Annotated in this window: 15 protein-coding genes and 1 tRNA gene; 8 read left to right on the top strand and 8 right to left on the bottom strand. The window is 62.0% G+C overall.

Annotated elements, in window-relative coordinates; genetic code table 11:
• The first annotated feature begins 2 nt into the window (after positions 1–2).
• From L6418_RS08920 to L6418_RS08930, 3 genes are all read left to right on the top strand, one after another.
• Positions 3–1508, top strand: coding sequence for an efflux transporter outer membrane subunit (locus L6418_RS08920; protein WP_237246575.1), 1506 nt, complete (start codon positions 3–5; stop codon positions 1506–1508).
• A gap of 180 nt (positions 1509–1688) precedes the next feature.
• Entirely contained in the window at positions 1689–3473 is a 1785-nt protein-coding gene (locus L6418_RS08925; RefSeq protein ID WP_237246576.1) for a GspE/PulE family protein, read from the top strand.
• Between the two features lie 32 nt (positions 3474–3505).
• Positions 3506–4408, top strand: a complete 903-nt coding sequence (locus L6418_RS08930) for a D-hexose-6-phosphate mutarotase (protein ID WP_237246577.1) — start codon at positions 3506–3508, stop codon at positions 4406–4408.
• A gap of 88 nt (positions 4409–4496) precedes the next feature.
• Here the strand turns inward: L6418_RS08930 and efp are convergent, their stop codons facing one another.
• The 8 genes from efp to L6418_RS08970 all read right to left on the bottom strand — a co-directional run bounded on the left by efp (position 4497) and on the right by L6418_RS08970 (position 11882).
• Positions 4497–5063: an elongation factor P gene (gene efp, locus L6418_RS08935; RefSeq protein ID WP_237246578.1), complete on the bottom strand. Its 567-nt coding sequence runs from the start codon at positions 5061–5063 to the stop codon at positions 4497–4499.
• Between the two features lie 40 nt (positions 5064–5103).
• On the bottom strand, positions 5104–6243 hold the full coding sequence (gene earP, locus L6418_RS08940; protein WP_237246579.1) for an elongation factor P maturation arginine rhamnosyltransferase EarP: 1140 nt from the start codon (positions 6241–6243) through the stop codon (positions 5104–5106).
• Positions 6233–7432, bottom strand: coding sequence for an ABC transporter permease (locus tag L6418_RS08945; protein WP_237246580.1), 1200 nt, complete (start codon positions 7430–7432; stop codon positions 6233–6235). Before L6418_RS08945 ends, earP begins: the two co-directional genes overlap by 11 nt.
• Positions 7433–7576: 144 nt before the next feature.
• Positions 7577–8785, bottom strand: a complete 1209-nt coding sequence (locus L6418_RS08950; RefSeq protein WP_237246581.1) for an ABC transporter permease — start codon at positions 8783–8785, stop codon at positions 7577–7579.
• A complete protein-coding gene (locus L6418_RS08955; RefSeq protein ID WP_237246582.1) occupies positions 8782–9462 on the bottom strand; it encodes an ABC transporter ATP-binding protein in 681 nt (226 codons plus the stop codon). The genes L6418_RS08950 and L6418_RS08955 overlap by 4 nt, the downstream gene beginning before the upstream one ends.
• A complete protein-coding gene (locus tag L6418_RS08960) occupies positions 9459–10640 on the bottom strand; it encodes an efflux RND transporter periplasmic adaptor subunit (protein WP_237246583.1) in 1182 nt (393 codons plus the stop codon). Before L6418_RS08960 ends, L6418_RS08955 begins: the two co-directional genes overlap by 4 nt.
• 41 nt (positions 10641–10681) lie before the next feature.
• Positions 10682–10757 (bottom strand) — tRNA-Thr (locus L6418_RS08965).
• Positions 10758–10802: 45 nt separating this feature from the next.
• On the bottom strand, positions 10803–11882 hold the full coding sequence (locus L6418_RS08970; RefSeq protein ID WP_237246584.1) for an FAD-binding oxidoreductase: 1080 nt from the start codon (positions 11880–11882) through the stop codon (positions 10803–10805).
• Between the two features lie 67 nt (positions 11883–11949).
• Here L6418_RS08970 and L6418_RS08975 point away from each other — a divergent pair, with 67 nt between their 5' ends.
• The 5 genes from L6418_RS08975 to L6418_RS08995 are packed head-to-tail and all read left to right on the top strand — an operon-like array spanning position 11950 to position 15185.
• Positions 11950–12402: a type IV pilin protein gene (locus L6418_RS08975; protein WP_237246585.1), complete on the top strand. Its 453-nt coding sequence runs from the start codon at positions 11950–11952 to the stop codon at positions 12400–12402.
• Positions 12399–12962: a GspH/FimT family pseudopilin gene (locus tag L6418_RS08980; RefSeq protein ID WP_237246586.1), complete on the top strand. Its 564-nt coding sequence runs from the start codon at positions 12399–12401 to the stop codon at positions 12960–12962. Before L6418_RS08975 ends, L6418_RS08980 begins: the two co-directional genes overlap by 4 nt.
• Before the next feature lie 17 nt (positions 12963–12979).
• On the top strand, positions 12980–13372 hold the full coding sequence (locus L6418_RS08985) for a prepilin-type cleavage/methylation domain-containing protein (RefSeq protein ID WP_237246587.1): 393 nt from the start codon (positions 12980–12982) through the stop codon (positions 13370–13372).
• Between the two features lie 5 nt (positions 13373–13377).
• Entirely contained in the window at positions 13378–14526 is a 1149-nt protein-coding gene (locus L6418_RS08990) for a PilW family protein (RefSeq protein ID WP_237246588.1), read from the top strand.
• A complete protein-coding gene (locus L6418_RS08995) occupies positions 14523–15185 on the top strand; it encodes a hypothetical protein (protein ID WP_237246589.1) in 663 nt (220 codons plus the stop codon). The genes L6418_RS08990 and L6418_RS08995 overlap by 4 nt, the downstream gene beginning before the upstream one ends.
• Positions 15186–15190: the final 5 nt, after the last annotated feature.

The raw sequence follows: 15190 nt of genomic DNA on the forward strand, positions 1-15190 counted from the left end.
GCATGAGTCCGCGCAAGATATTCCCCCTCCATTCATCCCAACGGCGACCGCCAGCCAGCCTGTTCGGCTCCCGCCAAGCGCTCGCTCTGGGCGTCAGCCTGCTGCTGTCGGCCTGTGCGGTCGGCCCAGACTACGAACGGCCAAAAGTGGAATCTCCGGCCCAGTTCAAGGAAAACAAGGGCTGGGTACTGGCCGCCCCGCTGGCGGCACCGCCACAGGGCGATTGGTGGACGATCTTCGGCGACGAAACGCTCAACGCGCTGGAACCGCGCGTAGTCAGCGCCAACCAGAGCCTGCGCGCATCGTATTTCGCCTACCAGCAGGCGCTGGCGCTCACAGACCTGGCGCGGTCGGCTGAATTTCCCACGCTGAGCGCCACGGTCTCCAGCAGCCGCTCCTCCTCCGGCACCTCGGCCGCGATCGGGGGTACCGGCACGACCACTACAGTCTCCGGCAAGACTGCCGGCTTCTCCGCCAGCTGGGCGCCCGACTTCTGGGGCAAGGTGCGTCGCCAGGTCGAATCCAATGAAGCCAGCGCCGAGGCCAGTCACGACAACCTGCTCGCGGCACAGCTCAGCCTGCAAGCCACGCTGGCGCAGAGCTATTTCCAGATACGCCAGGTGGACAGCCAGATCGCGCTGGCGCAGGACACCGTAGCGGCGTACGAGAAGTTCCTGCAGCTGACGCAGAACCGCTATGCGTCCGGCGTCGCCACCAAGGCCGATGTGGCGCAGGCCCAGTCGCAGCTGGCCAACGCCCGCGTGCAGCTGGCCGCCTTCAATGTACAGCGCCCGCAACTGGAACACGCCATCGCGGTGCTGGTCGGCGAAGCGCCCTCCAGTTTCACCCTGCCGCCGCAGCCCGGCCTGCCCCCGGCCCGCGCCATCCCGGCCGGCGTGCCGTCGCAGCTGTTGCTGCGACGCCCGGATCTGGGCGCCTCCGAGCGGCAAGTGGCGGCAGCCAACGCGCAAATCGGCGTGGCGAAATCGGCCTACTTCCCGGCGCTGACCATTTCCGCGCAACGCGGCTGGCACAGCACCGTGTTCACCAACCTGATCTCCGCGCCCAATGCGTTCTGGTCGGTGGGTCCGTCGATTGCCGAGACCTTGTTCGATGCAGGCGCACGCAGCGCCCAGGTCGCTCAGAGCCAGAGCGCCTACCAGCAAGCGGTCGCACAATACCGCCAGCTCAGCCTGCAAGCCTTGCAGCAGGTCGAAGACCAGCTTGCTGCCTTGTCCGCGCTGGCCGAGGAAGTCAAACTGCAGGAGGACGCGGTGGCGGCGGCCGACGAATCGCTACGGCTGGCCACCAACCAGTACAAGGCGGGCACCGTGTCCTACCTGAACGTGATCACTGCCCAGACCATCGCCTACACCGCGCGCAACGGCAAACTGCAGATCTCGGGACAGCAGCTCGCCGCCAATGTGGCCCTGATCCAGGCGCTGGGCGGCAGCTGGGAAGCCGATGCGCAACCTTCACGGAACGCCGGCGTGGCGCAACAGCCATAATACTCGGCGCAAACGCCGGATTTCCCGGCCCAGAACGATCCGCCCTCGTGCCATCGCATGCATGCCGTCTGCTTGCCCGACTTGCGCGGATACCGACCGCTGACAGCGCTCCCGAGCAAGTCGATTGAAGCCCCCGCCCGATAACGGTATAGTCCGCCCAACCCAAACCAAGATATCGACATGGCAGCCAAAGAAGCTCCAGGACACAAACTGAAACTGGCCGAGGTGCTGGAGATGCTGGTCGCCGACGGCATGGTCGGCAAGGCGGATGCCGATGCGCTCTTTGCCGAACACCGGCTGCGGCGGCACGATGCCCATCCCCTGATCATCGTGGCAGAGAAGAACTGGAAATCCCTGCTCGCTCCCTACCGCGTCATCACCCTGGATACGCTGACCGAATGGATGGCCAGGAAAGTCGGCCTGGAATATCTCCACATTGACCCGATCAAGATCGACTTTACCAACCTGGTCGACCTGATGTCGATCGATTACGCCAACCGCTTCGCCATCATGCCGATCAGCATCGAGGGCAACGAACTGGTGGTGGCCACCGCCGAACCGTTCCTGCGCGACTGGGAAGAGACCCTCAAACACACCTCGCGCAAGAATATCCGCCGCGTCTTTTCCTCGCCTGCCGAGATCAACCGCTACCTGGTCGAGTTCTACAACCTGGCACGCTCGGTGAAGAGCGCCACCAAGGCCAGCCCCGATTCGCCCAACCTCGCCTCGTTCGAACAGCTGGTCGAACTGGGCAAGACCAACAAGCAGTTCGATGCCAACGACCAGCATATCGTGCATATCGTCGACTGGCTGTGGCAATACGCCTTCGATCAGCGCGCGTCGGATATCCATATCGAGCCGCGCCGCGAATCCGGCATCGTGCGCTTCCGTATCGACGGCGTGCTGCACCAGGTGCATCAGCTGCCGATGTCGGTGGTCACCGCAATGACGAGCCGCATCAAGCTGCTCGGACGCATGGACCTGATGGAGAAGCGCCGCCCCCAGGATGGTCGCATCAAGACCAGGACCGAGAATGGGCAGGAGGTCGAATTGCGCCTTTCCACCCTGCCCACCGTGTTCGGAGAAAAGCTGGTGATGCGCATCTTCGACCCGGAAGTGCTGGTGCGCGACTTTTCCGAACTCGGTTTCTCCGAAGACGACCGCGCACGCTGGCAGCTGATGACATCCAAGCCCAACGGCATCATCCTCGTCACCGGCCCCACCGGTTCCGGCAAGACCACCACGCTGTATTCCACGCTCAAGCACCTGGCGACGCCGGAAGTCAATGTGTGTACGCTGGAAGACCCGATCGAGATGGTGGAGCCGGCGTTCAACCAGATGCAGGTGCAGCAGGGACTCGACCTCGGCTTCGCCGAAGGGGTTCGCGCGCTGATGCGCCAGGACCCGGACATCATCATGGTAGGCGAGATACGCGACCTGGAGACCGCAGACATGGCGATCCAGGCAGCCCTGACCGGCCACCTGGTGCTGTCGACCCTGCACACCAACGATGCGCCTTCCGCCATCACCCGCCTGCTCGACCTTGGCGTGCCCTACTACATGATCAACGCCACGCTGCTCGGCATCATGGCGCAGCGGCTGGTTCGCACGCTGTGCCCGCACTGCAAGCAGGCACGCCCGATCCAGGAAGACGATATCGAACTGTGGAACAACCTGGTCGCTCCCTGGAAAGCGAACCGGCCGGCGCAGCTGCAACAGCCGCACGGTTGCCTGGAATGCCGCATGACCGGCTATTCCGGCCGTGTCGGCATCTACGAGATACTGCTCATGTCGCCCGAGCTGCGCAAAATCATCAGCCCGGAGACCGATATCGCGGCCTTGCGCGAACAAGCCAGTCGCGAAGGCATGAAACCGCTGCGCATCTCCGGTGCGCTCAAGATCGCCGCCGGGCTGACCACGCTCGACGAGGTGCTGAAGACCGCACCACCGCCTGACCAAAGCTGAACTTCCCCATCCATCATCCAACAGGAATCGACATGACACTGTCTGAACTCAACCAGCGATACGCCATCGGCAACCACGTGCAATTCAAGGAAATCGCCGACGGCGTGATCATCGCCGAAATTGCCAATCAGCACGCGGTCGCCAATATCGCATTGCAGGGCGCCCACATCGCCACCTTCCAGCCGCGCGGAGAAGAGCCGGTGATCTGGCTGTCGCCTTATGCCAAGTTCGCGCCGGGCAAATCCATCCGCGGCGGCGTGCCGATTTGCTGGCCATGGTTCGGCCCGCACAAGACCGACAGCAAGCTGCCCGGCCACGGCTATGCCCGGACCGTGCCATGGGAAGTGCTGGAGACCCAGGCCCTGCCGGACGGCTCGACCTTCCTGCGCTTCGGCCTGATCGAAAGCGATGCCACCCGCGCGCAATGGCCGCACCCTTCCACCGTGCAGCTCGATGTCACCGTAGGCAAAGCATTGCGGGTCGAACTTGCCACCAGCAACACCGGCAAGGCTGCGTTCGAGCTCGGCGAGGCGCTGCATACCTACTTCCACATCAGCGATGTGGCAAAGATGACTATCCGCGGTCTGGAGAACTGCGAATACCTGGACAAGGTGCAGGATTTCGCCCGCTTCATCCAGAAGGACGGCATCGTGATCGAAAGCGAAGTCGACCGTGTCTACGTCAATACCGCGGCTGACTGCGTGATCGAGGACAAGGGCCTGAAGCGCGCCATCCGCATCGCCAAGCAGGGCAGCAAATCCACCGTGGTATGGAACCCGTGGACCGAGAAAGCCGACAAGATGGGCGATTTCGGCGAGAACGGCCACCGCGGCATGGTGTGCGTGGAAAGCGGCAACGCGCTGGAGAATGTCGTCACCGTCGCGCCCGGCGAGACGCATAAACTGGTGGCAATCTATAGCGTCGAGAAGCTGTAACCATCGCTCATTCCGGCCTTGCCGGAATGACAAAATAAAAAAGAGCCGCTTCGCAGCGGCTCTTTTTTATTGCAACGAAAAACCTGGCTTAGTTCGCGCGTTTCTTGAACTCGTTGGTGCGCGTGTCGATCTCGATCCTGTCGCCGATCTCGATGAATGCAGCCACCGGCAACTCGAAGCCGGAGCCTTTCAGCTTGGCAGGTTTCATCACCTTGCCGGAAGTGTCGCCGCGTACTGCGGGTTCCGTGTATTCGACTTCACGCACGATGGTGGTCGGCAACTCGACCGAGATGGCCTTGCCTTCGTAGAAAGTCACCTCGCACTTGTCTTCCATGCCGTCGGCCAGGTAGTTCACCGCGTCGCCGAGGTTCTCCTTTTCGACTTCGTACTGGTTGTACTCTTCGTCCATGAACACGAACATCGGGTCGGCATAGTAGGAATAGGTGCATTCCTTCTTGTCCAGGATGATCTGGTCGAACTTGTCGTCCGCGCTGTAGACTGCCTCGCTGGGCGCCTCGGTCAGCAGGTTCTTGAACTTGAACTTCACCACCGACCCGTTACGACCGGAGCGGCTGTATTCGGCTTTTTGCACCACCAGCGGCTGGTTCTTCACCATCACCACATTGCCGGCGCGGAGTTCTTGAGCGATTTTCATTTATGTTCCTATCTGGAGCTGGATTTTGAAGGCGCGCATTCTATGCAACTTGGTGGAAAAAATCCAGCAAATTCAATGCGAGATTGTTTCCCGACAGGCGCTGCGCCCAATCCCGCGCCTGTGCTTGCAGTTCCTCGCGGCAGGACAGGAATGCAGGCCACGCCGGCCCCGCCGAATTGCCGCAATTCCAGTCCAGCCATAATGCCTGCACCGCTTGCGACGCCTGCTGCGACAGCCTGTCGCAATACAAGTTCATGAAAGCCCGAAGTTTTTCCAGGTGCACCCCGTCGTGCTGCGGATAAATCTGCCAAATGAAGGGCTTGGCCGCCCATTGCGCGCGCACGCAGGAATCCTCGCCGCGCACAAAATTGCAGTCGCAAGCCCACAGCAGCTCGTCGTAACGCTCCTGTTCGACGAAAGGCAGTACATGCACACGCAGCCGTCCACGCTGCCAGACTGCCCCCGCCTTGCCTGCCTGCTGCCCGAAAAACGTCGCCACCTGGGGCAACGAGCGACCTTCCGGCAACAGGCAGGTCACGGGCCGGTCACCCTGCTCCCAGGCTGTCAGCAGCCCTTCCATCGCCGCATTCTCATAGCCGAACAGGGATACGCGCAGCTCGCCTGCCTGCCGTTCAGGCAACCCCAGGCTGCTCCAGTATCGCTGCTGCGCCTCGGCATCGGACTGGAACGCATCGCGCCGCGCCAGCAGGTCGCGCTCCAGCAGCAGGCCGCCGGTCTTCCCGGTAAAACCGGGGAAGAAGAAGTACCTGGTCAGCGGCAAGTTCGGGTGCGGTGAAGGCAGCTTGTGGCAGCCCTCCACCCATGCTTCGGCAGACAGGTATTCCAGGTTGACCCAGACTGGGGCGGTTTTCCGCGCCGCCATCGCCGCCAGGTAAGTCGGCGGCAATTTGCAGGCGAACGCCTCGATCACCAAATCGGCAGGCTCGACCGCAGGAAAACCGGCCGACCAGTGCCGCACCTCCACACCGCGACAAAGTTGCCGTTCCAGCATCACATCCGCCTCGGGGCACAGGCGCTGGAAGCTGGCCAGGTCATCCACCCACAGCCGTACCGCCTGCCCGTGCTCGTTTGCCAACTGCCGGGCCAGACGCCAGCAGACGCCGATGTCGCCGTAGTTGTCGACGACATTGCAGAAAATGTCGCACGACTCATTCCGCATGCAGTGCCTCCACCGGATCCAGCCGTGCCGCGCGCATGGCCGGCACCACTCCGGCAACCAGGCCGATGCTGATCGCCGTCAGCTCGGCCAGCACTGCAAACAGCCATGGCGTATGCACAGGCAGCGACGGGAACAGCCAGTGCAGCCCCTGTGCGATACCGATGCCCAGCGCCAGCCCCATCAGGCCGCCCAGCGCGGAGAGCAGCATGGCTTCGCTCAGGAACAGCATCAGCACCTGCTTTTCGCGCGCACCCAGCGCGCGCAGCAGGCCGATCTCGGCGGTGCGTTCGGTCACGGCCATGGTCATGATGGTGAGGATGCCGACGGCGCCCACCAGCAGCGAGATGCCGCCCAGCGCGCCGACGGCAAAAGTGAGGATGTTCAGCACCGAGCTCAGCACTTCCAGCGCCTTCTCCTGCGAGATCAGCGTGAAATCCTCGCGGCCGTGCCGCTCTTTCATGCGCTCGCTGAGGATGCGGATGACCGTATTCGCGTCGACATCGGCGCGGTAGCTGACGTTGACCTCCATCAGGCCCGGGCGATTGAACAGTTCCATCGCTCGCGCCGCCGGAATGAACACGGTGTCGTCCATGTCCATGCCGAGGATCTGCCCTTTCGATTCCATCACCCCGATCACGCGGTAGCGCTGGCCGCCGATGCGCAGGTACTGCCCAAGGGGGTTCATGCCGCTGAACAGTTCCTGCTCGATCCTGGAGCCGATCACAACCTGCGCGCGCGCCTGTTCGTCGTCCGCATCCGTCCAGAAACTGCCGCTCTGCACTTTCATGGTGAACGCATCGCCGAAATCGCGCCCCTCGCCCAGCACCATGGTGCGCCGTGTCCTGCCGTTGGCGCGCACTTCGGCATTGCCCACCAGGCCCGGAATGACATGCTCGACATAGGGCAGGCGGCGCAAGGCATCGGCATCCTCAAGCGTCAGCGGCCGGACCGAACCGAAGATGCCGACATTGCCGCCCTGCGTCTGCGTCTTGCCGGGCTGCACGCTGATGATGTTGGTGCCGAACTGCGAAAACTCGGACAGCATGAACTGGTGCAGCCCTTCGCCGATGGAGGTGAGCAGGATCACCGCGGCGATGCCGATGGCGATGCCCAGCCCGGTGAGGAAGCTGCGCATCCGGTAGGTGAGGAAACTGGATGAGGTCAGGGTGACCAGGTCGCGCAGGTACATGCCATCGTCATTCCGGCGCAGGCCGGAATCCAGTAAATTGAACTAGCCCCGCGTAGCGGGACAACCCCCAGCTGCATGTTGAATAACCGTACTGGATTCCGGCCTGCGCCGGAATGACGGACTTCGTAGTGTTCAGTATTTCCATCATCGCCCCGCGAGTGCCGCCACCGGATCGAGCCTGGCCGCGCGCCGCGCCGGCCAGACGCTGAACAGGATACCGGTGCCCAGCGCCGTGGCGCAGGCCGCCAGCACCGCCCACCAGGGGGGGCTGACCGGCAGCGTCGGATAGATCTTCCCGATGACGATGCTGCCGGCATAGCCGAGCACCAGGCCGGCGACGCTGCCGGCAGTCGAAAGCAGTGCCGCCTCGGCGAAGAACAGCATGCGTATCTGTTTGCCCGGCGCGCCCAAAGCCTTGAGCAGGCCGATCTCCTTGACGCGTTGTGCCACCGCGATGAGCATCACATTCATGATCAGCACACCCGCCACGGCCAGGCTGATCGCGGCGATGCCGCCCACCGCCATGGTCAGCGTGGTGAGGATGCGATCGAAGGTGGCGAGTACCGCATCCTGCGTGATGACCGTCACATCCCTTTCGCCGCTGTGGCGCTGGATCATGATCTCTTCGGCATCGTGTTTGGCCTGCTCGATGTAGTCGCGGCTCTTGGCTTCGATGAGGATGCGGAACAGGCTCGATGTGTTGAACAATTGATGCGCAGAGGCCACCGGCACGATGACCAGCTCATCCGTGCGCATGCCCATGGATTCGCCCTGCGAAGCCAGCACGCCGATGACGCGGAAGCGCCTGTCGCCCAGTCTCACCCATTGCCCCACGGCCTGCTCGTTGCCGAACAGCTCCTGCTTCATCTGGTTGCCGAGCACGCATACCGAAGCACCTTCATGGATATCGCCCGCCGGCAGGAACCGGCCCATGCCGATGCTCATGTGACGCACTTCCAGCAAGTCGGCAGTGGAACCGGCCACCACGACCTCGCGATTCAGCGCACCACGCGAAAGCGTGGCCGAACCGACCGTCAGCGGGGCGACGAGTTTGATGGCCCGGCTGCGCAGCAAGGCCTGCGCGTCGTCCAGCGTGATGTCGCGCGGCGTCTGCCCCGACATCAGGCCGGGCCCGATGCCGGCGGTCTCGGTACGCCCCGGCAGCACGATGACCAGGTTGGTGCCAAGCGAGGAAAACTGGTTCACCACATAGCGGCGTGCGCCTTCGCCCAGTGCGGTGAGCACCACTACCGCTGCCACGCCGATGGACATCGCCAGCATCATCAGCAGCGTGCGCGTCGGGCTGCCGCGCAAGCTGCCGGAAGCGAACTGCAAGGTGTCGGCGAGTCTCATTTTGCGCGCTGCTCGTCGGAAACGATGCGGCCGTCCAACATATGGATCTGGCGTTGCGCGCGCGCACCGATCTCCGCATCGTGCGTCACCACCACCAGCGTGATGCCCTGCTCCATCAGCCCTTCCAGCAGTTTCAGCACTTCCCAGCCGGTGGTGCGGTCCAGGTTGCCGGTGGGTTCATCAGCCAGCAATACCGTCGGTTTCATCACCGTGGCGCGGGCGATGGCCACGCGCTGACGCTGGCCGCCCGAGAGCTGATCGGGTTTATGGTCGGCGCGATCCGACAGGCCGTAGTTCTGCATCAGCACCTGCACCCGCACCTTGCGCTCTTCGGCAGGAATGCCGGCCAGTACCAGCGGCAACTCGACGTTTTGCGCTGCGGTAAGGCGCGGCACCAGGTGGAAGGACTGGAACACGAAGCCGATCTTTTCGCGGCGCACGCGTGCCTGCTGCTCGTCGTCCAGGTCGGTGACGTTGCCCCCGTCCAGCAGATAGATGCCGGAAGTCGGCCGGTCGAGCAGGCCGAGCATGTTCAGCATGGTGGACTTGCCGGAGCCGGACGGCCCCATGATGGAGATGTACTCACCCGCATCGAGGCGCAGGTTGATATCGCGCAGCGCGGTGACTTGCTGGTCGCCGACGGTGAAAATACGGCTGACGTTCTGCAGCTCGATCATTTCGCTGGCTTGGGTTCTTCAGGCACGACCTTCACGCCCGCCTTCACCCCCGCCCGGTCCAGCGAAGACACGATGAGATCGCCCTCGTCCAGCCCGGACAGCACCTCGGCGTATTCCCAATTGGACAATCCGGTGATCACCTTGCGTTCCTCCAGCACACCTTTGCTGCCATAACGCAGTACCCGATTACCTTCCAGCAAGGTCTGGGCGGGAATGCGCAACACATGTTCGCGCGTGTCGTAAACGATCTCGACATCGGCGCTGTACCCCACCAGCAGGTTGTCCTCGTCGGCAAGCTTGTCGAACTCGACCTCCACTTCGACCGTGCGTGCCTGCTTCTCCAGATCGAGCACATACGGTGCGATACGCCTGACCTTGCCGCCGAAAGTGCGCCCCTTGATCGCATCCAGCGTGATGCGGCTGAACTGTCCGACCTTGATCTTGGATGCGTCCACCTCGTCGATGGGCGCGCTCACGTACATGCAGCTATCGTCGATCAGGTCGATGGCCGGCAAGGTCGGAATGCCGGGAGGAGACGGCGTGGCGTATTCGCCCAGCTCGCCGCTGATATCGGCCACCACGCCGTCGAACGGCGCCCGCAACACCATGCGCTCCAGCCCCGCCCGGGCCAGCGCGATGCGCGATTTGCTCTGCTCGATATCGGTACGTGCGGCCTCGCAGGAAGCCTTGCGCGATGCGGCATCGCTCACCGCTTTGTCCAGCAGTTGCGAGGAGATGAACCCCTTGTCCTTCAGTTCTTGCGAGCGATCAGCCTCGCGCTGCGCCGCTTCGGCCAGGGTACACACCTCCTGCACGCGCGTCACCGAAGTCTTCAGCTGCTCTTGCGCCAGTCTTTCCTGCGCATGCAGATCGTTATCCCACAACTCCAGCAGCACCTGCCCCTTGTGCACGCGCTGCCCTTTCTTCACCAGCAGCCCGGAGATCTGCCCGCCAGCGGGCGGCGACATCTTGGCGCGGCGGCAGGCATTCACCGTACCCGCGCGGGTATTGCTGACCGATGCCTCCACCGTGCCGCGCTCCACCTTTTGCAGCACCACCGGGATCGGTTTGCTGCGCGAGAGGTAAGCGATACCGCCCACCAGGGCGATGACGATGACGACGATGAGTGCGATCTTTGCGTAATGTGAAGAGGTCTTGCCGAGTTGCGGGAAAGTCATTGCTGCTCCTGACTGTTCGCTGCCGTGATGAAACTGAAGAATGGTGCCGATGATCTGAATCGAACAGACGACCTACGCGTTACGAGTGCGTTGCTCTACCAACTGAGCTACATCGGCGTTCCGGCGCGGATTATAAGCGGATAGCCTTCCTTGCGGCAACGCTTAATGCCAAAGATATGGCGAGACATCGAACGGTTGCGGTGTTCCGTTGATCACGTTCAGCAGCACCTCCACGCTCGCGGGCGACATGGTCACGCCATAACGGAAATGGCCGCTGTTGATGTACAGATTGGATAACTGCGGATGGCGCCCGATGGTCGGGATATTGCCTGGCGAGCCGGGTCGCAGGCCGGCCCAGTGCCGGATGACCGGCATGCCATGCAACACTGGCAGCAAGGCAGTCGCGCGCTGCAACAACAGCGCGCGCGCTTCCTCCGTCGTGCTCTTGTCAAACCCCGCATCTTCCAGCGTGCTGCCCACCAGCAGGTGACCGTCGCGGCGCGGGATCAGGTACAAACCTTGTTGCAGTACGATGTGCGGCAAGGGCGGCGTATCGAACTTGAACAGCAGCATCTGCCCGCGTATCGGCTTGATGTCTGCCTGCAGTGCATGTTCGCCCAGCAGCACCTTGCTCCATGCACCGGCGGTCACAATATGAGCCGCAGCGCTGAAATCCCCCTGCGCCGTCGCCAGGTGCGTGACCCGCCCGGCCTCTGCCACGATCTTGTCGACTGCGCACTGCTCGACGATGTGTCCGCCGAGCTGCTCCACTCGCGCGCGCAAGGCTTGCAGCAAACGCGGATTGCGCGCCTGCGCGATATCCGGCAAGAACAAACCTTCGCCGCGCACCTCCACCTCCAGTCCATGCGCGGCACACCATTGCCTGGCCTGGTCCTGATCGAACGGCGGCAACACCAGCATGCCACAGCGCTGATATTCCGGATCGATGCCGGTCGCATGGCACAGCTCCTCGGCAAAGCCGCCGAACAACTGCATGCCTCGCAAAGCCAGTCGATTCACCGCTTCCGGATAGTCCCACGGGCACAGCGGAGACAATATCCCTCCGCCCGCCCAAGAGGATTCGCGCCCGATCGCCCCCCGTTCCAGCACGGCCACCGCGGCTCCTTGCCGCAGCAGCCCCGCCGCCGTCGCCAAACCCACGGCACCAGCACCTATCACTATGAATTCAAACTTCAAAATCACCCTTCCCGTTGCCACTGGTCTGCCAAAATGGCCACTCATCGGTTTTATCTAGGCATACCGACTTATCCTGCTCTAACTTTCGCTACACAATATTCGGGAGCGCAATATGAAACTGCAAAAAGGCTTCAGCCTGATCGAACTGATGATCGTCGTTGTCGTCATCGGCATATTAGCATCGGTAGCATTGCCGGCCTATCAGGACTACATGACTCGCAGCAAGTTCACCGATGCAAAATCGAACCTGGCGAACAAGCGCATACGCATGGAACAATGGTTCCAGGATAACCGCACATATGTCGGCGCAGACGGTGCCGGCGGGCCTTGCGCTGCGGACACGAGCAGCAGCCGGTATTTCACTTTCACCTGCCCGAGCGCAAATCTGACGGCAACCACCTATCTCATACAGGCTGCGGGCGGCAATGCCGCAACCGGCGATCAATCCATGACAGGTTTCACATTTACCATTGATCAGAGCAATGCCAAGGCAACCACGGTCACTCGCTCGGGATGGACTGGCAATGCAGGGTGCTGGATTTCCAACAAAGGGGGCTCGTGTTGAGCACTTATGCAAAATTGAAGCAATTCGGCTTTTCGCTGACCGAGATGCTGGTGGCCATTCTGATCATCGGCATCCTGGCGGCGGTTGCTGTTCCCAATTTCCGTACCTGGATGATCAACTCGCAGATTCGCAATGCGGCCGAATCGATCTCAAACGGCCTGCAACGCGCACGCGCGGAAGCCGTCGCGCGGAATACCAATGTCGCCTTCAGTTTGTCCATGGCCGCGCCACAAGATTCTTCGTGGTACGTCTATACGGTTACGCCCGCCTCGGGAATCGACTCGCGGCTCAGTAACGAGGGTTCCACCGCCGTTTCGCTCACGGTGACGCCTACTGGCTCGACCACCGTCACGTTCAACAATTTTGGCAATGCATTGCTCACCAATCCGGGCGCTACAGTCCCCGCAACCGGTGCCGCCGTGCCTGCGACGCCCTTCACCACAGTCGGCGTCAACGCCGCGGGGGGAAGCAAAAACCTGCAGGTCGAAATTCTGATCCCGAGCAACATTATCAAAATGTGCGACCCGGCGGCAGCCTCAACCTCCCCGAGCAGTTGCTGATCGAACAGGAGAAAAACATGTTCAGGCAAAATTCCTCCCCGCTCAAATCGGCACAGCAAGGCGTTGTACTGATAGAGGCCATGATTGCCATCCTGATCTTTTCCATCGGCGTGCTGGGCATCGTCGGCATGCAGGCCAACATGGTCAAGAACACCTCCGATGCGAAATTCCGGGCCGACGCCAGCGATATTGCCCAGCAAAGAATCGGACAGATATGGGCCGACCCCGATCCTACCCGCCCGGGTTACGTCAGCTTCGCCGAGAGTGGCACCAGCATCTCTTCGGCCCTTCCCAACGGCACGCGAACCACCACCCAGTCCGGCGTCCAGTTCACGGTCACTGTCAATTGGCAGGAACCCGGCGGTGATCCGCACAGCTATACCGCCATCGCCAACATAGCCGGGGGCTAACCACAATGAAATCGCACAATCGACATCCCGTTTCGCCGCAAACCGGTTTCACGCTGGTGGAGATCATGGTCGGCCTCGCCATCGGCCTGCTCGCCACGATCGTCATCATGCAGGTTTTTTCCGTGTTCGAAGCGCAAAAGCGCACGACCACGGGCTCTGCCGATGCGCAGACCAACGGTAATATCGCGCTATACGAAATCCAACGTGAATTGCAGATGGCCGGCTACCCGCTGATACCTTATGGGCTGCCCGGCGTTGCCGATTCGGCGCTCGAATGCGCCACGCTGAGCATCAACGGAACAACAGACAACACTACCCCGAACCGCCTTTCGCCGCTGGTCATCAGCGACGGCGGCACCTCTGGAGGCAGCGACACGATCACCATACGCTACGGCAGCTCACTGAGCGGCGGCATTCCCGTCCAGATCACGGCAACCCCTGTGCCCTCGGCGAGTCTTCCTTCGCCGGCTATCGATGTGCCCCTAACCAGCAATATGGGTTGCAGCAATAACGACATAGCGTTGATCATCAACGGCGCCGCATGTGCAATGACTCCGGTGGCTGCAAGCGGCGTTCCGGTTGCCAACAGCAGCGTGCCCAGCACCACCACCACGGTGACGCTGACCAACAATCCCGCCCTCCCCGCCAATATCGCCGTCCCCAACGCGCTCTTCTCCTGCCTGGGGAACAGCTGGAACGAGATCACCTATGCCGTGAATACCGCCACCGGCAATCTCGAACGCAGTGCCGGCGGAGTGACCACTCCCATGGTGGCCGGGATTGTCAATTTGCAGGCGCAATATGGCATTGCCCTCACGGCCAGTTCAAACCAGATCAACCAATGGGTGGATGCCACCGGAGTATGGGCTACCCCGGGCATGACCCTGGCCAACCGCAACCGCATCAAGGCGATTCGCCTCGCGATCGTGGCACGCAATGCGAAAATGGAAACCTCTGTGGTGACAAACGGGTGCAGTTCGACTGCCCCCAATGGCCCGTGCTCGTGGGATGCCACCTCGGCCAATCCTCCCACTGCATCGCCTGCGCCTCCAATCGATTTGCGCGCGTATCCAAACTGGCAACAGTATCGTTACCGGGTGTTCGACACCATCATTCCGCTGCGTAATATGGTCTGGTACAAAGGTACATTATGAGTTCATTGTCCAATAACCGTTCCAGCCCCGGGCGCATGTCACAACAGCGCGGGGTAGTCCTGTTTTTCGCTCTCGTGGCGCTGCTGGCGATGTCGCTGGCTGCGGTGGCACTGATACGCTCGGTCGATACCAGCACGATCATTGCCGGCAACCTGTCATTCAAGCGTGCCGCAACCAGCTCGGCCGATGCCGGCATCGAGGCTGCCATTGCCTGGATGACGGCAACGGATTTCGCCAACAACGGCCTCGACCCCTATATGAACCTGTCCCATCCGTTCAATCACGACGGCGGGTTCGGGACCTACCTGAATGCCGGCTACTATTCGAGCGCAAATCCTGCGCTCAGCCTGACCGATGGCACGGGCATACAATGGACCGATGCAGACAGCAAGCTGGTCAGCACTGTAGCTGATGCCAGCGGCAACCAGACCCGCTATGTGATCCAGCGCATGAGCCGGTATGCCAACTCGCTGCTTACCCAGGATGCCTTGTTCAGCGGCGCCATCCAGAGTACTTCCGGCCAGCAAGTGCTGCTGTCGTCGAATGTTTGCAAGGGCGGCGGCTGTTCCACGTTTGAACAGTCGCCCATGTACCGCATCACCTCGCGCACCACCGGCCCGAGGCTCACCGTCAGCTACGTACAGGCATTCGTCTATTAGGAGGC

It is taken from the genome of Sideroxyarcus emersonii (assembly GCF_021654335.1).
GTDB classification, from domain to species: Bacteria; Pseudomonadota; Gammaproteobacteria; order Burkholderiales; family Gallionellaceae; genus Sideroxyarcus; species Sideroxyarcus emersonii.